14 protein-coding genes are annotated in these 22226 nt (G+C 72.8%); 7 read left to right on the top strand and 7 right to left on the bottom strand.

Annotated elements, in window-relative coordinates; translation table 11 throughout:
• Positions 1–25 precede the first annotated feature (25 nt).
• Positions 26–1654, top strand: a complete 1629-nt coding sequence (locus tag ABH920_RS28110) for a GMC family oxidoreductase (RefSeq protein ID WP_370352156.1) — start codon at positions 26–28, stop codon at positions 1652–1654.
• A 103-nt stretch (positions 1655–1757) separates the two neighbouring features.
• On the opposite strand, the gene ABH920_RS28115 is transcribed toward ABH920_RS28110, so the two are convergent.
• Entirely contained in the window at positions 1758–4418 is a 2661-nt protein-coding gene (locus ABH920_RS28115) for a VIT domain-containing protein (RefSeq protein WP_370352157.1), read from the bottom strand.
• Positions 4419–4488: 70 nt separating this feature from the next.
• On the bottom strand, positions 4489–5232 hold the full coding sequence (locus ABH920_RS28120) for a MerR family transcriptional regulator (protein ID WP_370352158.1): 744 nt from the start codon (positions 5230–5232) through the stop codon (positions 4489–4491).
• 117 nt (positions 5233–5349) lie between these two features.
• Here ABH920_RS28120 and ABH920_RS28125 point away from each other — a divergent pair, with 117 nt between their 5' ends.
• Together ABH920_RS28125 and ABH920_RS28130 are read left to right on the top strand one after the other, a co-directional pair.
• On the top strand, positions 5350–6606 hold the full coding sequence (locus ABH920_RS28125; protein ID WP_370352159.1) for a D-alanyl-D-alanine carboxypeptidase family protein: 1257 nt from the start codon (positions 5350–5352) through the stop codon (positions 6604–6606).
• Between the two features lie 7 nt (positions 6607–6613).
• Positions 6614–7399, top strand: coding sequence for a nucleotidyltransferase domain-containing protein (locus tag ABH920_RS28130; protein ID WP_370352160.1), 786 nt, complete (start codon positions 6614–6616; stop codon positions 7397–7399).
• Between the two features lie 99 nt (positions 7400–7498).
• Here the strand turns inward: ABH920_RS28130 and ABH920_RS28135 are convergent, their stop codons facing one another.
• Positions 7499–9952: a PQQ-binding-like beta-propeller repeat protein gene (locus ABH920_RS28135; protein WP_370352161.1), complete on the bottom strand. Its 2454-nt coding sequence runs from the start codon at positions 9950–9952 to the stop codon at positions 7499–7501.
• 361 nt (positions 9953–10313) lie between these two features.
• Between ABH920_RS28135 and ABH920_RS28140 the strand changes: the two genes are divergently transcribed.
• Positions 10314–10508: a hypothetical protein gene (locus tag ABH920_RS28140; RefSeq protein WP_370352162.1), complete on the top strand. Its 195-nt coding sequence runs from the start codon at positions 10314–10316 to the stop codon at positions 10506–10508.
• A gap of 229 nt (positions 10509–10737) precedes the next feature.
• On the opposite strand, the gene ABH920_RS28145 is transcribed toward ABH920_RS28140, so the two are convergent.
• Positions 10738–13725: a BTAD domain-containing putative transcriptional regulator gene (locus ABH920_RS28145; protein ID WP_370352221.1), complete on the bottom strand. Its 2988-nt coding sequence runs from the start codon at positions 13723–13725 to the stop codon at positions 10738–10740.
• Between the two features lie 222 nt (positions 13726–13947).
• Positions 13948–14436 carry a hypothetical protein gene (locus tag ABH920_RS28150; RefSeq protein ID WP_370352163.1) on the bottom strand — a complete coding sequence of 163 codons (489 nt, stop codon included), beginning with the start codon at positions 14434–14436 and terminating at the stop codon, positions 13948–13950.
• A 363-nt stretch (positions 14437–14799) separates the two neighbouring features.
• On the opposite strand from ABH920_RS28150, the gene ABH920_RS28155 reads away from it, so the two are divergent.
• Positions 14800–15306 carry a hypothetical protein gene (locus ABH920_RS28155; protein WP_370352164.1) on the top strand — a complete coding sequence of 169 codons (507 nt, stop codon included), beginning with the start codon at positions 14800–14802 and terminating at the stop codon, positions 15304–15306.
• A gap of 275 nt (positions 15307–15581) precedes the next feature.
• On the top strand, positions 15582–16331 hold the full coding sequence (locus ABH920_RS28160) for a methyltransferase (RefSeq protein WP_370352165.1): 750 nt from the start codon (positions 15582–15584) through the stop codon (positions 16329–16331).
• Between the two features lie 110 nt (positions 16332–16441).
• On the opposite strand, the gene ABH920_RS28165 is transcribed toward ABH920_RS28160, so the two are convergent.
• Entirely contained in the window at positions 16442–18478 is a 2037-nt protein-coding gene (locus ABH920_RS28165; protein ID WP_370352166.1) for a LuxR C-terminal-related transcriptional regulator, read from the bottom strand.
• Positions 18479–18705: 227 nt separating this feature from the next.
• A complete protein-coding gene (locus ABH920_RS28170) occupies positions 18706–19248 on the bottom strand; it encodes an N-acetyltransferase family protein (protein WP_370352167.1) in 543 nt (180 codons plus the stop codon).
• Positions 19249–19579: 331 nt separating this feature from the next.
• Here ABH920_RS28170 and fusA point away from each other — a divergent pair, with 331 nt between their 5' ends.
• Positions 19580–21610 (top strand): elongation factor G, encoded by a 2031-nt coding sequence (gene fusA, locus ABH920_RS28175; RefSeq protein ID WP_370352168.1) that lies wholly within the window; start codon positions 19580–19582, stop codon positions 21608–21610.
• Positions 21611–22226: the final 616 nt, after the last annotated feature.

A 22226-nucleotide genomic window follows, 5' to 3' on the forward strand; every position in this document is an offset into this window, starting at 1 on the left:
CCGGCCGTGGGAGGGGGTGCGCCCGATGGGACAGCGTTCGAAGCGTGCGGTGCCTGGGGAGGCCGACTACGTCGTGGTCGGTGCCGGGAGTGCGGGGTGTGTGCTGGCCGCGCGGCTTGCGGCGAGTGGGGCGCGGGTGGTGCTGATCGAGGCCGGGGGGTCTGATCGGACGACGCTTGTGCGTAAGCCGGGGCTGATCGCCGCGGTGCACAGTGTGCCGCAGCTGAAGGCGCGGCTGGACTGGGGCTACTACTCGGTGCCGCAGGCTGATGCGCTGGAGCGCCGGATTCCGCAGACGAGGGGCAAGGTGCTCGGCGGGTCCGGGTCGGTCAACGGGATGCTGTTCGTGCGGGGGAATGCCGCGAACTACGATTCGTGGGCCACTGAGGGCTGTGAGGGCTGGTCCTATGCGGACGTGCTGCCCAGCTTCAAGAAGTTGGAGAGCTGGGAGGACGGCGAGGGCGACTTCCGGGGTGGCTCCGGGCCGATCAAGGTGCGGCGTCAGACCGACGTCACCACCGCCACGCTCGGCTTCATGGAGGCGTTCGCCGACACCGCCGGTGTGAAGGTTCTCGACGACTACAACGGTGAGTCGCAGGAGGGCATCGCGATCGTGCAGCAGAGCGCCGACGGCGGGCTGCGCTACAGCTCGTCGGTGGGCTACCTCGACGATCACGGCATGGCGCAGCTCGACATCGTCACCGGGGTCACCGTCGCGCGTGTGGTGCTGGAGAAGGGCCGCGCCGTCGGGGTCGAGATCGTCGCCGACGGCGGTGCGCGCCAGGTGGTGCGGGCCACGCATGAGGTGGTCCTCAGCGCCGGGGTGTTCGGATCGGCGCAGCTGCTGCAGTTGTCCGGGCTCGGGCCCGCGGAGCACCTGCGGTCGGTCGGCGTCGAGGTGGTCGAGAACCTGCCGGTCGGCGACAACCTGCACGACCACCTGTTCGTTCCGATGTGCTTCCTGATGCCCGAGGCCCGGAACAAGGGCACGGCGCCGTACTTCGCGCGCGGCTTCCTGAAGGAGGTCACGCGCGGTGGGACGTGGGTCGGGCGCACGGTGTTCGAGGCGGTGGGGTTCGTGCGGAGCCCATCGGCCGACACCGTGCCGGACCTGCAGGTCCACGTGCTGCCCTGGTCGTACCCGGGACCGAACCAGGACGCCCCGGTACGGCACAAGGCCGACCCGCGCCGCACGCTCACGGTGATGCCGACGCTGATCTACCCCAAGAGCCGCGGGACCGTGCGCCTGGCCTCCGCCGATCCGCTGGCCGCGCCGCTGATCGACCCGGCGTACCTGCACGACCCGGCGGACGCCGCGCTGCTGCTGGACGGTATGGAGATGGTGCGCGAGGCGATGGCCCACCGGTCTCTGTCGGGGCGGGTGCACGGGGAGACGTCGCCGGGCTCGGTGCACGCGAACCGGGCGGCGCTGGCCGCCGAGCTGCCGAACCGCGCGACCACGGTCTACCACCCGGTCGGGACGTGCCGGATGGGCGTCGACGAGCGCGCGGTGGTCGACCCGGCGCTGCGGGTGCGCGGGGTGGAGGGGCTGCGGGTCGCCGACGCGTCGATCATGCCGAGCATCGTCGGGGGGAACACGAACGCGGCGGCGCTGATGATCGGCGAGCATGCGGCGTCGTTGATTCTGGGGTGAGGGGGGAGGGGGAGGGAGCAAGACGGCCCGGCTCGGAGGGATTCCGAGCCGGGACTGATTTGTTGCCGGGTAACGGTTTTTCGAGCTGTTCTTAACTCCCGTCTTAACGCTTCCAGAAGGGCGCGCGTCGCGGCTTGGCGGCCGATTCCGCCGACGCCGCCGGCTCCAGCGGCTCCAGCGACTCCAGGAACGTGACAGCGCTCTGCCAGCGCTCGCCGACCGGCTTGTCGGACGCGGTCAGTGTGCTGAGCAGGTCGGCCACCTCGGAGGCGTGCGAGGCCGGGACGTGTGGAGCCAGCTCTTGCAACCGTGCGGCGAACTCGGCCAGCAGCTCCTCCTGGGCCTCGTCGCTGTCGTTCGCGGCGGCGGTGAGGCGGGGGAGCCAGGCCGCTGCGAAGGTAGGGAAGTCCTCGATCGGCTCCCGCTCCTTGGCCTGCTTCGGCAGCGGGGGCAGCAGCGGCGCCGCGGGCTTCGACACCATCGGCGGGGTGACCGGCGCCGGAGCCGGAGGAGTGGCGCTGCCCGGGCTGGGGAGGGCGGGAGCGGGTCCGCCCGGACCGGCGGGCATGCCGCGGGACCGGTGGGAGAAGGTCTTCGTGGACTTCACCGAGAACGTGTCGAGCTTCGCGCGCTCGTCGTAGGCGGCGTCGGCGAACATCTCGGGCATCACGGCGCTCGCCGACACCGCGAGGCTGTCGGCTTCGAAGCCGGTCCAGCCCGCGGGCAGGTCGACCGGTTGCGTCACCTGCTTCAGCGCGCCGCTCTTGTTCACGACGCGCGTGTCGATCGCGACGAACGCCGTGAAGCGCGACAGCACGCTGTGGCCCACCGATGTGGCGGCGATCGCGCGCTCGAGCTCCGGTTGGCCCGTGTACGTCGAGACGTACTGGTCCTCCAGGTCGCGGATGCGGCCGCGGGCCCAGAACTGGGCCAGTCCGGCGTCCTCGGTCTGGACTGCGGGGACGCGCCGAGTCCACGACGAGCCGTCGGCGGCGGTGCCGGTGACGACGATGGCCGGTCCGGTGTCGGATTCCGCCGTAGCCGTAGCCGTAGCCGTAGCCGTAGCCGTAGCCGTAGGAGTGGCGCTTGCCGTCGTCGCGGTCGTCGCGACCGTCGCCGCAACCGGGGTACCGCCGAGCCGCCCGGCCACCACCAGCGGCGCCCCGACGAACAGGTCGGGCAGCCGGGTCGGCGTGACCGAGTCCTGATCCAGCTCCAGGCCGCCGGCCCCGGCCAGCCGCAGCCCGGTCACCAGCGGCGTGCCGATGCGGTGGTGGATGGCGTCCATGGCCTCGTCGAGGCGGTCCTCGGACTCCACCAGCTCGCAGTGCCCGCCGCCGAGCGCGGCCAGGCGCTGCAGGAAGCCGGCGTTGACGGCGGTGTCGATGCCGACCGTGTGGATGCGCAGGGCGGAGAGCTGCGGGCGGAGCGTGGACAGGACCCGGTCCTCGTTGCCGATCTGGCCGTCGGTCACCAGGATCAGGACTCTGTCGCGCTCGGCGCCGCCGTCCCGGGTGAGCAGGGCGCCGGCCTGCTTCAGCGGCGCCACCATCTCGGTACCGCCGCGGGCGTCGACGGCGGCCAGGTGCTGCACGGCGCGGAACCGGTGCCGGTCCGTGGCCTCGGCCAGCGCGTCGGACGGCAGGCCGTCGGGGGTGTCGATCTCGTCATCGAAGGTCAGCACGGCGAAGCGGTCGGCGGCGGTCAGGGTGTCGACGATGCGGGCCGCGGCCCGGCGCGCGGCCGTCATCTTCCAGCCGTCCATGCTGCCGGAGCGGTCCAGGACCAGGGCGACGTCGCGGGGGCGGGTCGTGCCGGTCGGTTCGGGCGGGAGGATGGTCAGCAGGAACGTGCCGGCGGATTCCTTCGTCCCGTCGGTGGCCGCGTCCCGGGCCACGGCCAACGACGTCGCCGCCACCGGACCGCTGTACGCCAACCGCAGCACGAAGTCACGGTCGGCGCGGGCTCCGGGGTCGAGGCGGACCAGGTACCGAGTACCGGCCGCCGCGGCCTCGCTTTCCGTGCCCTCGCCGGTCGCCGCCTCGCCGATCTCCTCCACGCTCACCCCGTGCAGGCTCGACGTCAGCCCGGCCAGCGGCAGCCCCACCGGATCCACCGCCACCTCGATCGACAGCCGCACCGGATTCGGGAACCCGGGCAGCAGGATCGGCGGGCTGATCCGCGAGGCGTCGGGCACCTCGTCGGTGTCCGCCGCCGTGCCGCTGCCGACCTGGTCGCCGGGCAGTTCGCGGCCGGGGATGTAGCGGGGCGCGACGACGAGCGGGAAGCGGAACGTGGCCTGGCCGTCCTCGTACGGGAGCCGGCCGGACAGCGTCGTGCGGATCACGACCCGCTCGCCGGGCATGATGTTGCCGACCCGCAGCGTGAAGACCCCGGGACGCTCCTCCTCGGCGATCGAGGCGCGCTTGCCCTCGGAGATCGCGGTGTCGTAGTCGGCGCGCGCCTCCTCCCGCTCCTTCACGATGCCCTCGACCACGCGGTCCGCGGCCTCCATCCGCAGCCGCGTCACCGCCGCGCGGTCCGGCAGCGGGAAGATGTACGTGGCCTCCAACGGCACGTCGTACGGGTTGCGGAAGCCCTGCGCCAGCTCGGTGCGGACGGCCAGGCCGGCCACCGCGGAGCGGACCTCGATCAGCTCCAGCGGCAGGTTCCCGCGCTCGGTTCGCAGTGCCCCGAGGCCGCCCTCCGGCTCCGGGCGCGGCGCCTCCTCGACGACCTCGATGACGCCGGTGCGAACTGTCATGGATGGTTCCCCCTCTGTGTCTCAGCGCTTCTGTGCATCTGTGCATCTGTGTGTGCGGGTGTCAGGTGTGTCAGGCCTCGGACAGGCCGAGGCGGTCCAGCAGGGCCAGCAGCGGCTCGGCCGCCTCGGCGATGGCGGCGCGGGCGGCGGCGTCGGGGACGCGGCCGGGCGGGAGGAGCAGGGTGACGTCGGCGGCGAGGCGGATGCCGTGGACGGGGGCTGGTGGTGCGGCATCGGGGGTGGCGGGCGTGGTGGGCCTGGCGGGCCTGGCGGGCCTGGCGGGCGTGGCGCGTACGGCTGAGCCGGCGGGCGCGTCGAGGGTGGATGGTTCGTCAGCGGACGTCGTCGCCGGCGTCGCCCAGAAGCGGGCCCGAGCAGCGGTCTGCGCTCCTTCTCGGTGCGGCTTCGAGCTCGCGGTCGCCGGCTCACCCGCCGCCTCGATCTGAGCCGCCAGCCCGTCCAGATCGTCCAGATCGGCCGGCAGCCCGGCGATGTCCTCGATGGCGGCCGCGTCGGCACCCAGCAGCCGCTCCTGCACCGCCGCCACGGTCAGCCCCTCGGCCTGCAGCCGCTTGATCGCGACCAGCTGCGCCAGGTGCGCCCGGCCGTACAGCGCGGTCCGGCCGCGCATCGCCGCCGGGCGGCCGAGCAGGCCGATGGAGGTGTACCAGCGGATGGTCCGCACGTCGGGCACCTCCCTGATCCGGCCGTTGGGTTGCGTCGGGACTGGTGGGATCGGGGCCCCGGCCGCCAATGCCGCCGCGGCCAGCCGGGCCAGCCGGTCGATGGTCCAGGTCGCCGAGTCACCGTTCACGGGACTGATGATGACACTGTCATATGACAGTGTCAATGGAACAGTGACGGTGACAGTTGGGCGACGGTGATCCCGTCGGCGTTGATCTCGCCGAAGGGCGCTGATACGGTCCCGCGTGTGGTCGTGAGCCTCCGGTTCCGTGTGCTCGTCCTGCTCGGCGCCGTCGTCACGGCGTCGGCGGTGGTGCCGTCGGCGGGAGCGGCTCCAGGAGCGGCCATACCGGCCTCCGTGCCGGCGCCCCCGGACGTGGACGTCGCCTCCTACGTGGTCGTCGACTACGACACCGGCCAGATCCTCGCCGAGCAGAGCCCGCACCGTGAGCTCTATCCGGCCAGCACGCTCAAGGTCCTGACCGCCGACACGCTCATCCCGCGCCTGGACCCGAACCGGGAGATCACGCCGCAGGCCTCGGACTTCGCCGCCGAGCCGGACGGGAGCGTCGTGGGGATGACGGCCGGCGTCACGTACTCCATCGCCGACCTGTGGCGCGCGACGTTCGTGGAGTCGGCCAACGACGCCGTCGCGGAGCTGGCGCACCTGTCCGGTGGGCTGGACGCCACCGTCGCGGCGATGCAGCAGAAGGCGCGCAGCCTCGGTGCGCACGACACGACGGTCGTCGACGCCGACGGTTACGACCAGGACGGGCAGCTGACCAGCGCTTACGACCTCGCGCTGTTCGCCCGCGCGGGCCTGCACATCCCGGCGTTCCGCCAGTACTGCGACCTGAAGCAGACCACGTTCCCCGGGCCGAAGGGCACGACGCTCACGCTCACCAGCCACGACCCGATGGTCAAGGCGTATCCGGGCATGATCGGCATCAAGGGCGGGCTGACGACGAAGGCCGGCCACACGTATGTCGGGGCCGCGACGCGCGACGGTCACACGGTCATCGAGACGATGATGCTCGGCGGGACGGACATTTTCGATCAGGCGGCGCGGTTGATGGACTGGGCTTTCGAGGTCGATGGGAAGGCCGCGCCGGTGGGGGTGCTCGGGGGCGGGTCGGGTTCGGGGCGGGGCTCGGGTCCGAGCTCGGCGCCGAGTTCGAGTCAGGGGCCGAGTTCGCCTTCGGGATCAAGCTCGGGATCGGGATCGAAGCTGGCTGCGGCCTCATCGTCGGCGCCCACACCGACATCCGCGCCGGTCTCGCCGGTGCCGTCGGAGGTTCAGAGCGGCTCGGCGGCGCCCGTGACCATCACGCTCGCGCTGAGGCGGTCGTCGTCAAGCCCGATCACGCGGGTCGACGCGGCCTCGCGTCCGCCGTCGCCGGTACCGCCCTGGCCGGGTGCCGCCTGGTTCGGGGCGGCGGCGGCGCTGGCGGCGGTCGCCGTGCCGGTGGGGGCGCGGGGAGTGCATCGAAGCCGACGGAGGTAGCTGTCGCGTGCCCGAGCCGTTCCTGGACCACATCGTCGAAGTGCTGGAGTCGGAGCCGCGCATCCTCGCGGCCTGGCTCCTGGGCAGCCACGCGCGGGGGACCGCTGACCGGCACAGCGATCTCGACCTCTGGCTCGTCGTCGAGTCTGAGGCCAAGGCTGCGTTCGTCGATGAGTGGCCGGAGCTCTCGGACCGCATCGCACCCTCGGTGCTCAGGCAGCGAGTCTTCGGCAGCACTTTCCTGCACATCACGCCCGACTGGCGGCGCTGGGACGTCTCGATCGGCGTGCCGGACGACGTGGCGCACCGGACGAGCAGCACCGTGCAGCCGCTGTTCGACCGCGCCGGCCTCAACGACCGGCTGGCGCCGCCCGGCGGTCCGACCGCGCCCGACCCGGCCAGGATCAGCGCCCTGACCGCCGAGTTCCTGCGGGTGATGGGACTGCTTCCGGTGGTGCTCGGGCGCCGGGAGCACGTGGTCGGGGTGTCGGGCGCCGGGTTGTTGCGCGGGCTGATCGTCCAGCTGTTCCTGGAGGACGTGGCGGTCGAGGACCGCGGCGGCGCGCTGCATCTCAATGGCCTGCTTCCGCCGGAGCGGCTGCGGCAGCTGACGGACCTGCCGACGGCCGAGGCGACGCATGACAGCGTGCTGGAGGCGCATATGGCGTGTGCGCGTTTGTTTCTGCCGGTCGCGCGGGAACTCGCCGCCGCCACCGACGCGCCGTGGCCGGCAGAGCTCGAAGAGGCGCTGCGGCTTCATCTGCGCCGCGAACTCGGAGTCGAACTCACCTGATTCCGGCAACGCCAGCGGCGCCCGGCCCCGAAGGACCGGACGCCGCCCGAAGAACCCGCGCCTATGCGCCTAAGCGCAGCCGCGGCCTCCTACATCCCGCTACTTCCCGTTCGCGTTGAACGCCAGCACAGCCTGCCCCGACGTGTAGTACACCTTCCCGCCGCCGGCGGTCAGTGTCGACACGTTCTGGCCCGCCATCAGCGAGTTCGAGTACGACCAGTTGCACTTGCCGCTGTTCGCGTCGACCGCGTACAGCGCCAGCTTGTAGTCCGCGACGTACACCTGGCCGTCAGCAGTGGCCGTGGCGCCGTCGACCTGGAACTGGTCGGAGGCCGCCAGCGAGGACTGCCACAGCACCTTGCCGTTCTTGGAGTCGACCGCCGCCAGGTAGCCGTCGGCCGTGACGTACACGCGGCCGCTGCCGTCGGTGAAGGGGTGGTTGGCGATGCTGCCGCCGAGGGTGGAGTCGCCGACCTGGGTCTGCCACACCGTCTTGCCGCTGGCCGGGTCGATGGCGGTGAGCTTGTCGCCGCCGGCGATCAGGTAGCCGTTGGCGTAGGCGAAGGGGTCCGAGCCGGCGCCGCCGAGCGTGGCGCTCTTGCGGGAGACCTGCCAGACCTTGTTGCCCGTGGTGATGTCCAGGCAGGTGATCGTGGAGTCGGTGTCGGAGCTGGAGGAGTCGTGGCCGGTGAAGATGTACTTGCCGGTCGGCGGGACGTGGATGGCGCCGATGTCGGCGTTGTTCTGCTTCCACACCACCTTGTGGGTGTTCTTGTCGACCGCGAACAGGCCGTCGCCCTGGACGTTCACGTTGGCCGAGACGATCACCAGGTTGCCGTTGACGCCCGCCGCGCCCTGCGCCTGCCACTGGTTGTCGAACTGCGGCAGCGTCCACAGGACCTTGCCGCTCTCGATGTCGATGGCGAACAGCGGGTCGCCGCCGGTGCCGTCCAGGCCCGTGCAGTAGACCGTGTTGCCGTCGGTGGCGGTCATGATGCCGATGGTGCCGCTGCCGCAGGTGATGTCGTTCCACTTGGGCTTGCCCTGGCTGTTCAGGCCGTGGGTCTTGTCCGTGCCGATCAGCAGGACCGCGTCCTGGCCGATGGCGCTGCCCCAGATCTGGTCGCTGGTGGTCTGGTTCCAGGCCGGGTTCGCCTGCGGGGCGCCGCCGAGCTGGGCCGAGGCCGCGGTGTTCGGGTCCTGGATCGGTGCGCTGTTGGTCGGTCCGCTCAGCGCGCCGGAGGACTGGCTGCTGGGGCCGCTGCTGCCGCCGGGGGAGGACGGGCCGGTGCTGCCGCCGCTGGTGGTGGTGCCGTTCGCCACCGGCGTGTTCGGCTTGTTGCTGGAGCCGCCCGACATGGCTATCGCGGTCGCGCCGCCGCCGAGGACGACCACGCCGCCGCCGACGATGCCGAACAGCGCGCGGCGGCTCAGCTTGCCGGCGCCACCGCTCTGCTGCTGCGGACCGGTGTTCGGGCCGTTCGGGCCGTGGCCGTAGGGACCGACGCCCATCATGCCGCTCTGCGCGGTCGGGGCGTAGGCCGGCGCCCCGTAGGTGTTGTTGCCCTGCGGGGGAGTGCCGGGGCCCTGGTAGCCGGGCGCGCCGTAGGGGGGCGTGCCCGGCCCGGAGGCCTGGCCGCCCATGTGGTTGGCCGGGCCGGAGTTGATGCCCATGTGCGTCATGACGCTGCTGGCCTGCACGATGGCGTCGGTGTAGTGCGGGGGCAGCCAGCCGCCGGTGGTCGGCGCCGGGGCGTTGGCGTCCAGGTAGTCCAGGATCTGCTGCGTGGTGGGCCGGCGCGCCGGCTCCTTGTGCAGACAGGCTGAGATCATGTCGCGCAGCGAGTCCGGGACCCCCGTGATGTCCGGCTCCTGACTCACCACGCGGTACAGCAGCGCCGGCGTCGGCCCGTCCCCGAACGGGCTGCGCGCGGTCGCGGCGTACACCAGGGTGGCGCCCAGGGAGAACATGTCCGTCTCCGGACCCACGCGCACGCCCGAGGCCTGCTCCGGCGACATGAAGCCGGGCGAGCCCATCACGGTGCCGGCCGTGGTCAGCGCCGTGCCCTCGGTGGCGCGGGTGATGCCGAAGTCGATGACGTACGGACCGTCCAGCGCCAGCAGCACGTTCGCCGGCTTCAGGTCCCGGTGGATGATCCCCGCGCGGTGCACGGCCGTGATGGCCTCGGCCAGGCCGGCGGTCAACGTGCGCAGAGCCGTCTCGGGCAGAGCGCCGAAACGCGCCACGGCGTCCCCCAGGGAGATGCCGGCGATGAACGCGGTGGCGAACCAGGGCACGGGCGCCTCGGTGTCGGAGTCGACGACCGCCGCCGTGAACGCCCCCGAGACGGACTTGGCGGCTTCGATCTCGTTGCGGAACCGCTGACGGAACTGGGCGTCGTCAGCCAGTTCGGGCCGCACCGCCTTGACCGCCACCGTCCGGCCCCCTGTGGAACGGCCGAGGTAGACCTTCCCCATGCCGCCGCTGCCGAGCACGCCGAGAATGGCATATGGGCCGATGCGTGTCGGATCCCCCGCTTCCAGCGGTTGCATTCGCTGACCCCCATCAAGAATCGTTGTTTTGTCATGCCCGAGCCGGAACAGCATGTTAGGGCTTCCGCCTGGAAGGATTCACCCCAACCCCCGGGGCAAACGGTAACTCGTTTCCGCCACGGAGCGTCAAGGTATTGCAGAACTCCTGCGTGACAGCCGGTGTGAGGGGGACGCGATGCCCAGGGTGCGGCACGTGTAACGGTTTGGGATCGGTCGGGCCGGGGTCGGCGGCGGCGGACGTTTTGGGGCTCTTCAACGGTTTTACGCCACCGCCGATCGACGGCCGAGCAGGCCGTAGATCGTATGTAGACGCCGACTGTGGCAAGGTGGGCGGACCGCTCGTCCCCCCGGAAGGAACACGATGGCTCCCCGGCGTCACCCCGCCCTGTCGAGGCTTGCGATCGCCGCTGCCCTCGGCGCCACTGCCCTGGCCACCACGGCGGCCGCCGAGCACGCCGCGGCGCGTCCGGCCGGGACTCACAGTGCCTCGACCGGCGACGTTCTGGACTGGAACACCATGGTCCCCGAAGGCGGGCATCCGGCGCAGGCGTCCTGAGCGACGCGCTGCGCGCCGGCCGCTTCGGCGAACGCGGCCCCACCGGGGTTCGCCGAAGCGGGCCGGGCCATGGGTTCCAGGGCTCCGGGGCTCGCATCGCTGTCGACAGCAGCAGTGCGACAGCAGCGGTGTCGGCGACAGCAGTGTGACGGCGGGCGGTTTCGGTGGCCCGGTCGCCAACCGCCGACGGCCGACGGCCAACACCCGGCCGCCCCACCCGGACGTGACGTCAGTCCCGCGCCACGTCCAGATCAGCGAGCAGCGCGCGCACTGCTCGCTGATCGGCCGCGTGTCCGTCGGCCTCGAACTCGGCCAGCGCGGCGTGCGCGTGGTCGCGGGCGGATTCGTCGGCGCCGAGCGTGTGCAGCGCCTTGGCCAGCTGGAACCGGGCCCGCGCGGCACGGTCCAGCGCACCCAGGGTGTTCCAGTCCGTGGCCGCCGTCTCGAACCGCTCCGCGGCCTCGGCCGGACGCGCCAGGGCCGCCAGTGCCAGGCCGCTGACATACCGGGTCTGCGCCGCCGTCGCCGGGTCCCCGCGCTCGCGCGCCGAGGCCAGCATCCCCTCGCAGTCGGCGAGCACTTCGGCGGCGCGGCCGGCGCGCAGCCGGGACACCGCCATGTTCAACAGCGAGCCGGCCTCGCCGCTGTGGTGCCCCAGCGCTCGGGCCAGCGCCACCGCCTCGCCGAACAGGCCCGCGGCCTCGTCGTACGCGCCGCGGCCGTGCGCGATCACCCCCAGGTCGTTGAGCACCTGCCGGGCGATCACCGGGTCCTCGGCCAGCGTGCACAGCTCCAGCGCCCACCGGCCGTGCTGCGAGGCCTCGTCGAACCGGCCGGCGGCCAGTGCGGTGTTCCCGGCCAGGAACCAGGCCCGGCCCTGCCCGCGCACGTCCCCGGCCCGCTCGGCGGCCCGCGCCAGGTCCTGCACGGCGATCGCCGTCCTGCGGCCCCACGGCCCCGGACCGAACGGGCTCATCGCGATCAGCAGGTTGATGGCCGCCGGGACCAGCTCCCGATACCGCGCGGCCTGCGCGCCCTCGCCCAGCGCCTCGGTCGCGATCCGCGCCGTCAGCTCCGCGGCGGTGGCCGCCTCGCCGCGGGCCCAGGCGCGCGCGGCGGCGGGGGAGTCGAACGCGAACTCGCCGATGCCCTGCGGCGCCAGCGTCTCGCGGATCGGGTCCCCGGGCACCGCCGACTCGAACGCCGCGCACGCCCCGGCGAGCAGGAACCGCAGCAGCCGCGAGCGCGCCGCGAGCCCTTCGGCCGCCGCGCGGTCCGGGTCGCCGACGGCGCCGTGCGCGAAGTCCCGCAGCAGGCTGTGATGCCGGTAGCGGTGCTCGGCGGGGGATTCCAGCATCGCCACGTCCACGAGCGATTCCAGGACCGCCTCGGCGTCCGCCTCCGGGAGCGCCAGTACGGCTGCCGCGGCCGGCAGCCCGATCTCCACCGCCTCCACCGCCCCGAGCAGCCGGAAGGCTGTGGCCTGGAGCGCGGTCAGCTGCTGGTATCCGACCTCGAACGCCGGCGCCACCGCCAGCTCGCCGATCCGCAGCTCGCGCAGCCGGGAGCGCTCGTCGGCCAGCCGTCCGGCCAGGGAGGCGACGGTCCAGGCGGGGCGCGCGGCCAGGCGCGCGGCCACGATCCGGACCGCCAGCGGCAGCCGTCCGCAGGCGTCGACCAGCAGCCGGGCCGCCTCGGGTTCGGCGTGCGGACGTTCGGGGCCGGCGACGCGCCCCAGCAGCCCGAGCGCTTCCTCGTCGTCGAACACGTCCAGCCAGACCTGCGCCGACTTCGGCAGCGCGACCAGCCGGGCCCGGCTGGTGACCAGCACCGCGCAGCCGGCGGCGCCCGGCAGTAGGGGCCTGACCTGCGCGGCGTTGGCCGCGTCGTCGAGCACGATGAGCAGGCGGCGGCCGTCGAGCACGGTCCGGAACAGCGACGAGCGCGCCGCCGTGCCCTCCGGGATCTCCTGGGCCGGGACGCCCAGCGCGTGCAGGAAGTCCTCCAGCACGGCCTGCGGCGGGACCGGCGAGGCGCCGGTGCCGTGCAGATCGGCGTAGAGCTGGCCGTCGGGGAAGGCGGGCCGGGCCCGGTGCGCGATGTGCAGGGCCAGCGTGCTCTTGCCGACGCCTCCCATCCCGGCCAGGGCCAGGACGGCCGGCGCGGCGTACTTGTGCTCGATGGAGCTCAGCTCGGCGCCGAGCCGTTCGGCGAGCGCGCCGCGGCCGACGAAGTCCGGTTCGGCCGGGGGGAGCTGGGCCGGACGCGGGACCGCAGGAGTCTTGTCTTGTGTGCTCTGACCTGCGGGGATCATGGAGGATGAGGCTGCGGCGGGCGGCAGCGCCGAACGGCTTGACCGGCTCGACGGGCTCGGCGACAGCGATCCGCCGGCCAGCACCTCGGCGTGCACCGCGCGCAGCTCGGCGCCCGGCTCGACGCCGAGTTCGCCGATCAGCAGGCGGCGGGCCGCGGTGAACGCCGCCAGCGCGTCGGCCTGGCGTCCGGACTGCGACAATGCCCGCATCAGCAGCGCGTACAGCCGCTCCCGCAGCGGGAACTCGTCGCTGAGCGCCCGCAGCTCCGGGACGCACGACGCCCCGCGCCCCAGCTCCACGTCCAGCGCGATCCGCCGCTCCAGCAGGCTCAGCCGCAGCTCGGCGAAGCGCCGGCGCTGCCGCTCGGCGAACGGCCCCGGGACCCCGGCCAACGGCACCCCGGTCCACAGGTCCACGGCCCGCCGGAGCAGCTCCCGAGCCTGCTCCGGCCGGCCCTCGGCACCGGCCTTGTCCGCGTCGGAGGCCCAGCGCTCGGCCTGTTCGGCGTCGACCGGCAGGCTCTCGGCTTCGGAGCCGTCGAACCTGGTCCCGTCAAACCTGGTGCCGTCGAACCGGGAGCCGTCGAACGCGGCCGGCGCGCCGAGCGGCGGGCCGGCGGGCTCGGCCGACCCGTCCGTCGCGCCCCGCGAGGAGCCCGGCGCGGAGCCCGCGCCGCCGCTTCCGAACGCCGGCAGCGCCAGCCGATAGCCGCCGGCCAGCGAGACCAGGACCTCGGACGCGGCGCCGTCGGCGGACTCCGGGTCCAGCACCCGCCGCCAGCGCCAGGCGTAGGTCCTCAGGATGGAGCGCGCCCGGCTCGGCGGCTCTTCGCCCCACAGGGCGTCGATGAGCTCCGCCGAACTCGCGGTCCGGCCCGGCAGCAGCAACAGCGCGGCCAGCATGGCCTGCTGCTGCGGGCTCCCCGTGGCCAGCTCCTCCTCGCCGCGAAGGCCCCGCAGCGGACCGAGGACCTGAAACCGGATCGCGTTCACGTTCTGACCAGATCCCTGCACTTCTCTCGTTTTCCGCCGGGGCGCAGTTCAGGCTAAGAGGGCCGACCCGGCGCGGGCAAGAGAGGCCGATCAGACGGAGTGATCATGGGGGCCGCGATGTTCAACGGATTGTCATTCCGGAGAACGCGTCGGTCCCGGTGGGCCCGGTGGCCCCGGCGGTCCGGGCGCCGCCGGGGGTCCGGTGACTCCCAGCAGTCCGGTCACGGCCGGTGCTCCCGGGCCGACCGGGATCGCCAGCGACGGCGCCTCGGGACCGGTGTGGGCCCCGGCGCGCGGGGCGGCGTGGGCTCCGGTGTGAGCTCCGGTGTGAGCTCCGGAGTGCGAACCCGGGTGCGATCCGGGCTGCGAACCCGGGTGCGAAGCTGGATGCGAACCCGGATGCGAACCCGGGTGCGGTTCCCGGGACCCGCCGCCGGCGCCGCCGCCGGGCCCGGAGCCCGGCAGGGGCTCGTCGTCGAGCACCGGGCGCAGCAGCTCGGTGTACCGGTCCAGGGCGGCGAACAGCACCCGCAGCGGCACGTCCGGGCGCACCGCGCGGTCGATCAGCTCTTCGAGCTCGGCTCGGCCCATGGCGGCGATGTCCGCTTCCCTGATCTCCACGCTTGGCAAACGCCGGGTGCCCGGCTGCGTTACGCGCAGTTCCGCGGTTTGTTCGGCGCGACAAAGCGGGGCCGCTCCGGGTTGTGGCGGACACCAGTCGTTGCTCCGAACGCGTGGCGGCTTCAGCCGGGGTCGGCGCGCTGGGAGCGCCGGCCCCGGCGGCTCCGGGGCGCTGCCCGGCAAAGTGCTGCCCGACAACCGCTGCGTGTCAGGACTCTAAAGAAGATCGCAGAGCACTCACACCCACCCGTTCGGGTAGGTGATCACCGCCCTCCGCCCGTCACCCACCCGGCCGGCCCCGCGACCCCCGCCTACCCCAACGGGCAGTTGTCGCCCCCGCCGGTCGGGACGAAGCTGATCCACATGAGTCAGCTCATCATCGGCGACCAGCTCACCGAGGAGACCGCCGAGGGCGAAGGCGCCCTGCCGTCGGGTTTCCGGCGGTTCCTGTCCCCGACCGCGCACCCCGTGGTGCGGTCCGGGCAGGACGGTGAGGTTCTGGTGCCGCCGTCGCGCCCCGGCTTGGGGTTCCCGGCATACGTCCGGCGGGTGAACGGATCGGCGGAGGGCGAGCCGCTGATCCAGGTCCCGCCGCCGGGCCGCCCGGGTGCGGAGCTGCTCTCTGACGACCGGCTCGTCGCCCCGGAGTTCGTGGCGGGTCTCCGACCGTCCGGCGGGGTGGCGTTCCCCGCGGGGCGAGGCGGCGAGCTGGTCGACCACAGGACCGCCAGGGTCCTGATCTCCCGTAATCAGGTGCCCTGGCCCAGCTTCCTCGGAGCCGGGGCGCCGCCGCCCGGCGCCGAGGCCGATACCGGCGCCGACCCCGACGCCGACCGCGACGCCCGCCCGGCGTCCGAATCAGAGGTCTGACCATGCGCGCGGACGGACCGGCCGGGAGGATCGCCCCGGCGATCCTCGCCCCCCGGACCGCCGCGACGCGGGAGCGGACCATCGAGCTGGCCGACAAGACGACCGCTGTGTGGGGCGGCGAGTCGTTTCTGGGCGGCCAACCCTGGGCGCCGGCTGCGAGGGCCGGCGCCCAGGCACACCTCGTGCCGGAGGAGAAAGCCGATGCTCGTCCAGTTGTTCCAGGAAGGTCGTGACGGCCGCCTGCCGCTGTGTACCGGCTGCGAAGCGGTGCCGAGATGACCGCCGACCAGATCGGCGTCGCGGGGCCGCCCCGAGAGGTCGCGGTCCAGGCCACCATCGAGTTCGCCGACCGGATGGCCGCCGGCGCCGCCCTGACCGACCAGCACGGCGCCGTCGAGGGCCGCCCCGAGCAGTTCGCCATGCTCGGCCGCACCTGGACGCTGCTGCCCGGGGTGTTCGCCCCGGTCCACACCGCCTCCACCGAGCTGTTCTCCTCCTGGCTGCCCTTCCCGGTCGGCGGGGCGTTTCTGGAGATCGGCTCGGGCGCCGGGGTCACCGCCGTGACCGCCGCGCTCGCCGGCTGCGCGCACGTCACCGCCCTGGACATCTCCCGCGCCGCGGTGGCGAACACCGAGGCGAACGCCCGGCGGCACGGCGTGGCCGACCGGGTCAGAGTCCTGCGAAGCAACCTGTTCGACGCCCTGGACGCCGGCGAGCGGTACGACGTCATCTACTGGAACTCCAACGTCATCGACGCACCGCCGGAGTTCGAGTACCTGGATGAGCTGCAGTGGGCCTTCTTCGACCGCGACTACGCCACGCACGGCAGGTTCCTGAGTCAGGGCCCGAAGTTGCTGGCCCCGGGCGGCCGGATGTTCCTCGGCTTCAACACGCTGGGCAACAAGGAGCGGCTGCGGGTCATGGCCGACCGGCTCGGGCTGGAGCTGGCCACGTTCCGCCGCCGCTCCGGCGCGGTCGGCGGGATCGGTGTGGAGCTCAGCCTGCTGGAGGTGCTGGTCGGCTGACCGTGCCGGCCAGCACGCCGGCACGCCGGCACGCCGGCACGCCGGCACGCCGGCACGCCAGCACGCCAGCACGCCAGCACGCCAGCCCGCCAGCCCGCTGGCCCGACGACCTAGCTCGGCGCCCCCGAGGCCAGCACGAACCGGGCGATCTCCACACGCGACCCGATCTCCAGCTTGCGGAAGATGTTCCGCAGGTGAAACTTCACCGTCTCCGGCGAACACCGGATCCGTTTGGCGATCTGCTGGTTGGTCAGCCCCTGCACCACCAGCCGCGCCACGGTCTGCTCGCGGCGGCTGAGAACCGACCACTCCTCGGCTGCCGCGGCGTCGTGGCCGGGCTGTGGGACGTCGGACGTCTCGGCAGCCGCGGGCAGGTTCTCGGCGCCGGCCTGGCCTTCGGCTTCGGGAATGTCGATGTCCGGTACCGCCGAGTTCAGCCGCAGATCCAGCCGCTCGTTCAGATCCGCCCACAGCGACAGGTACTTCTCCGAGGTGGCCGTGTCGCCCTGCGCCAGCGCCACCCCGGCCAGGTTGCGGTACGCCACGGCCTCGATCTCCTGCCAGCCCGAGCCCAGCCCGAGTTCGACAGTGCGCTGATAGTGGTCCTCGGCGTCCGCGACCCGGTTCGCCGCGAAGCCGGCCATGCCGAGCGTCAGGTGCATGGCGGCCTGCGCGCGCAGGTTCCGCTCGTGGCGCGCGGCGGCCAGCCCGATCTCCGCCATGCGTGTCCACTCCCGCAGGTGTCGGCGCTGGTGGTAGTAGCCGCGCAGGGCGTCCGGGATCGTCCAGCAGACCGCCGGGTCGCCGAGCCGGCGGTGGTGCCGGACCAGCGTCAGCAGGTTGTGGCGCTCGGCGTCCAGCCAGGCCAGCGCGGCCTCGCGGTGCGCCGGGGCGCTGTCGGCCGGGCTGCTGCCGGGAGGGTGGGTCCCGGGGCGGCCGACGGTGTGGGTCAGCACGTCGGGGTCGTCGGCACGGGTGCCGGCACCGGCACCGGCCCTGGTGTCGCCGTCGGTCCCGGCCGCGCCGTCCGTGCACGGCAGCCGCACCATGCGCGGATTCACCAGATCCGCCGCGGCCCGCACCCGGGACAGCACCCACCGCAGATGCCCGGCTTCGGCGGTCACGACCGCCTCAGGCTCCTCATCCACCGTCAGCCGGTCGGCCGCGAACAGCCGCGCCAGCGAGTGCAGGCTGTAGCGTCCCGGCTCGGACTCCGCGCGGACCACGCTGCGGTCGGCCATCCGGTCCAGCGACTCCTGCGCCTCCTCCCGGGTGATCCCCGCGACCTGCGCCGCGGCCTCCGGGCAGAAGTCGTAGCCGCGCAGCAGCGCCAGGCGTCGGAACGTCCTGCGGTCCCCGGGCTCCAGCGCGTCGTAGGAGGAGGTCAGCACGCCGTGCACGGTGATGTCGCCGGCGGTGAGCCGCTTGAGCCGGCGGCGCTCGTCGCGCAGCTGGTCGCAGAGGTCGTCGACGCTCATCTGCGGCCGGGACAACAGGCGCGCCGCGGCGATCCGGATCGCCAGCGGCAGGTGCCCGCACAGCGCCAGCAGGCCGTCCACGTCCTCGGTGCCGGTCCAGCGGGAGCCCAGCACGCGCGCCAGCATCGCCGCGGCCTCGGGGTCCGACATCGGGCCGAGCCGCACCGGCAGCGCCCCGGCCAGCCCGCCGAGCCAGTTGCGGCTGGTCACGATGGCCAGCGCGTCCGGGCCGGTGGGCAGCAGCGGCCGCACCTGCGCCTCGTCGGCGGCGTCGTCCAGGACCACCAGGCAGCGCTGGCCGGCCAGCGCGGTGCGGAACATGCCGACGAGCTCGTCCTGGTCCTGCGGCAGCGGGCCGGCGGCGCCCAGGGCTCGCAGGAAGCGGCGCAGCACGTCCGGGACCGGGGTCGGCGATCCGGTGTAGCCGCCGAGGTCGGCGTACAGGTGCGCGTCCGGGTAGTCGTCCCCGGCCAGCCGCGCGGCGCGCACGGCCAGGGCGGTCTTGCCGGTGCCGCCGGCGCCGATCACGACGAACAGACCGGCGGTGTGTGCGGGGAACGTGGAGGAGTCGGTGAGAGCCGTCAGCTCGCTGAGCCGTCCGGTGAAGTCGGTGGTGTCCGGTGGCAGCAACCGGGCGCGCGTCGGCGCCCAGTCGAGAGCTGACCGCATGCTCCCCCCTGGCAAGAGGTCTGATTTCACCTCGTGGTGCCGAGGCGTGCGATGGTCGGAACCAATGTTCAGTTCTTGTGAAGAGTATCGCACAGAGGGTTATCAGTGGCTACTGAGGATGATCTGAGAATCGCTCACGGTTGTCGAAATCGTCGAACGGCGGCGGGATACCGACATCCGGGACCTGATTCCGGCCGATCCGGCCACGATCAGGGCCCTGTCACGTGTCAACCGATCACGAGGGTGGCGGGGATCACTTTTCTGGAACCCTCGGCCGGCCCCACGGTGCGGTTCCCGCCGCCGGGCGCGACCGGCGCGGAGAAGTCGGCGCCCAGGGCGGCCAGGAACTTGCGGCCCGGGGCCCAGCCCTCGGCGACGTGCGTGCTGATCTGCGCGATGTCCTGCGCGGCGGCCTCGGCCGACAGCGCGCGGACCACGCCGCGTCCGATGCCCAGGCGCCGGAACTCCGGGCGGATCAGGAACGTGCCGATGCCCACCGAGGCGGTGTGCGGGTAGCGGCGCAGGGCGTCGACGAACCCGACGACCTCCCCGTCGGCCTCGATGACCAGCAGGACCTTGTCGTCGAAGTCGTAGCCCTCGGGCAGCGAGTAGTAGGCGCTCTGCACGTCGCCGGGCGCCGAGGGCTGGCCGGTGGCGGCGAGGAACCAGTCGTCGGAGGCGTCGAAGACGGCCAGGACCGCCTGCTCGTCGGCGGGCTCCAGGTCCCGGACGACGACCGGGTGGCCGTCCACGGAGAGATCGATGCGCATGGCGCCAGTGTGACGGAATTCGGTTTCGCCGTCTCGGGGGATCGGCTAGCCTCACCGCATCGGGTTCGGAGCTGACCGGCCCGGACCATCGCATGCTTCGAAGACGGGGAGGGATCATGGCTCGCGGCGCTATCGCCATCGCGTTCGTCCGGGGACATGGCACGGCTTCCCGGCATCCGTTCGAGGTGATCCTGGTGTCTTCGCCGGCTCGGCGCCGGCTGCGCGGCTTGCGCTGAGACACTTTCCCGGGCTTTTCCCTTCGGCTTCTGCGCCGTGCCCGGGTATCGCGCTGTCCTGATTCACGGCAGCGATTACGAAGGACCGACCGATCATGCGTGCTGATTCGACACGCCGTTTCCAGTCCCTTTCCCTTGTTCGCAACCTGGGCATTCTGGCTCACGTGGACGCGGGCAAGACCACCGTCACCGAACGCGTGCTGTTCCTGACCGGCGCCGTGCACAAGCGCGGCGAGGTGCACGACGGCACCACCGTCACCGATTTCGACTCCCAGGAGCGCGATCGCGGTATCACGATCTTCGCCGCCGCGGTCAGCTGCGACTGGGACGGGCATCGGCTGAACCTGATCGACACCCCTGGTCACGTCGACTTCTCGGCGGAGGTCGAGCGGGCGTTGCGCGTGCTGGACGGCGCGGTCGCGGTGTTCGACGCCGTGGCGGGGGTCGAGCCGCAGAGCGAGTCGGTGTGGCGGCTGGCCGATCGGTACGGGGTGCCGCGGATCGCTTTCGTCAACAAGATGGATCGTGTCGGCGCCGATCTCGATGCGGCGGTCTCCTCGATCCGCGATCGGCTGCATCCGGTGCCGTTGACGGTGCAGATGCCCATCGGGAGCGAGGGGGAGTTCGTCGGGGTCGTCGACCTGGTCGGTATGCGGGCTCTGACATGGGCCGATCCTGGTTCCGGTGGGATGAGCTCCGGTGCTGTTCCCGCTTCGCTGATCGAGGAGGCTGCTCGGCGTCGGCGGGTGCTGGAGGAGGCGGTGGCTGAGCGGAGTGCGGTCGCGCTGGAGGAGTTCGTCTCGCGTTCCGGTCTCTCTGCGGAGACGTTGAGGGCTGCGCTGCGCGAGTTGACGGCCTCGGGCGAGATCGTCGTGGTGCTGTGCGGCGCGGCGTACAAGAACCGGGGCGTCGAGCCGCTGCTGGACGCAGCGGTCGCCTACCTGCCTTCCCCGCTGGACCGGACGGACGCCGACCCGGAGCAGCCGCTGGCGGCTCTGGTGTTCAAGGTGCAGTCGACCGGGACGGGACGGCTGACGTTCGTGCGCGTGTACTCCGGGACGCTGCGCAAGGGCGACGCGGTGCTGGACGTCGGCGCGGGACGGACGGAGCGCGTCGGCCGGATCCTGCGGGTGCAGGCCGACCGGCACACCGAGGTCGAGCAGGCGGCGGCCGGCGACATCGTCGCCCTGGTCGGGCCGAAGCACGCGGCGACGGGCGCGACGTTGGCGGCGCCGGGCGCCTCGGCCCTGCTCGAGGCACCGACCACCTCCGAGCCGGTGGTGTCGGTCGCCGTCGAGGCGGACCGCAACGCCGACACCGGCCGCCTGTCAGCGGCGCTGGCGCGCGCGGTTGAGGAGGACCCGTCGCTGTCGGTGCGCACCGACGCCGAGACAGGGCAGACGCTGCTGTCGGGGCTGGGCGAGCTGCACTTGGAGGTGGCAGTGGAGAAGATCAGGCGAGAGAGGGGGATCGCGGTGACCGTCGGCCGACCGCAGGTCGCGCTGCGCGAGGCGGTGGTGTCAGGCGTGTCCGGCTTCGTCTACCGGCATGTCAAGCAGGAGGGCGGCTCGGGCCAGTGGGCGCACGTGGTCCTGGACATCAGGCCACTGACCGGCACCCTCGGCGACACGGGCTTCACCTTCGAATCCCACGTCACCGGCGGCCGCGTCCCCCGCGAGTACATCCGCGCAGTCGAAGCCGGCTGCCGCGACGCCCTCGCGAGCGGACCCCTGGCCGGCCACCCGGTGACCGGCCTGCACGTGACGCTGGTCGACGGCGCGACGCACGTGAAGGACTCCTCGGAACTGGCCTTCCGCACGGCCGGCGCGCAAGGCCTGCGCGCAGCGCTGCGCGCGAGCAGGCTGGCGCTGCTGGAGCCGATCGCGCAACTGACGGTGACGACCCCGGAGGACACGGTCGGCGCAGTCCTCGGCGACCTCGCAGCCCGCCGCGGGCGGGTGACGGACTCGACGAGCCGCGGCCGGACCGCGGTCGTGACGGCGACGGTGCCGCTGGCGGAGGTGTTCGGCTACGCGACGAGGCTGCGGAGCCGGACGCAGGGGCGGGGGGCTTTCGCGATGGTGGCGGCGGGGTATGCGGCGAGCCGGCTCGGGGTTGATGGCTAGGGGCCTGATGGCTGGTGGCTGGCAGCTCGGGGTAGCGGCTCTCGGTGAGTGGCGGCGCTGGTGGTGACGCTCGGGTGCTGATGCTTGCGGCGGCTTGGTGCGAGCGCTGGTGCGGGTGGTGGGCTCGGCCGGCCTGTCCGTCGGGGCGGGTCGGCCGAGTCGACTGTGGATAACGGGCCCCAAGCGGTGGGGAGGCGGCGGTGTCTGCGGCGAGGTTCGGGCGCTGGAGTCCGGGGTGTGGCCGGTGGCAAGGATAACAGGCCCCATAGTCATTAGCTGAACACTCACCAGCCAAAACACCCCCACCTGGCGGACGCCAACCACCGAAACGAACAATTAGACCCCAGGTGCCCACTAAGCGCTGATACCGGACAAACATTCGCAGTCGCACCAACGCACACCGGTCATGCTCGGCACGGTGGCTTGAGCGCTGACGCCAGCCACAATCGCACCAACGCGCACCGGTCATGCTCGGCACGGTGGCTTGAGCGCTGACGCCAGCCACAACCGCACCAACGCGCACCGGTCGAACTCAGCCCTTGGCTCGGCACGGTGGCTTGAGCGCTGACACAGCCACATTCGCACAGACGCGCACCGGTCAAGCTCAGCCTTGTCA

It is taken from the genome of Catenulispora sp. EB89 (assembly GCF_041261445.1).
Lineage (GTDB): Bacteria > Actinomycetota > Actinomycetes > Streptomycetales > Catenulisporaceae > Catenulispora.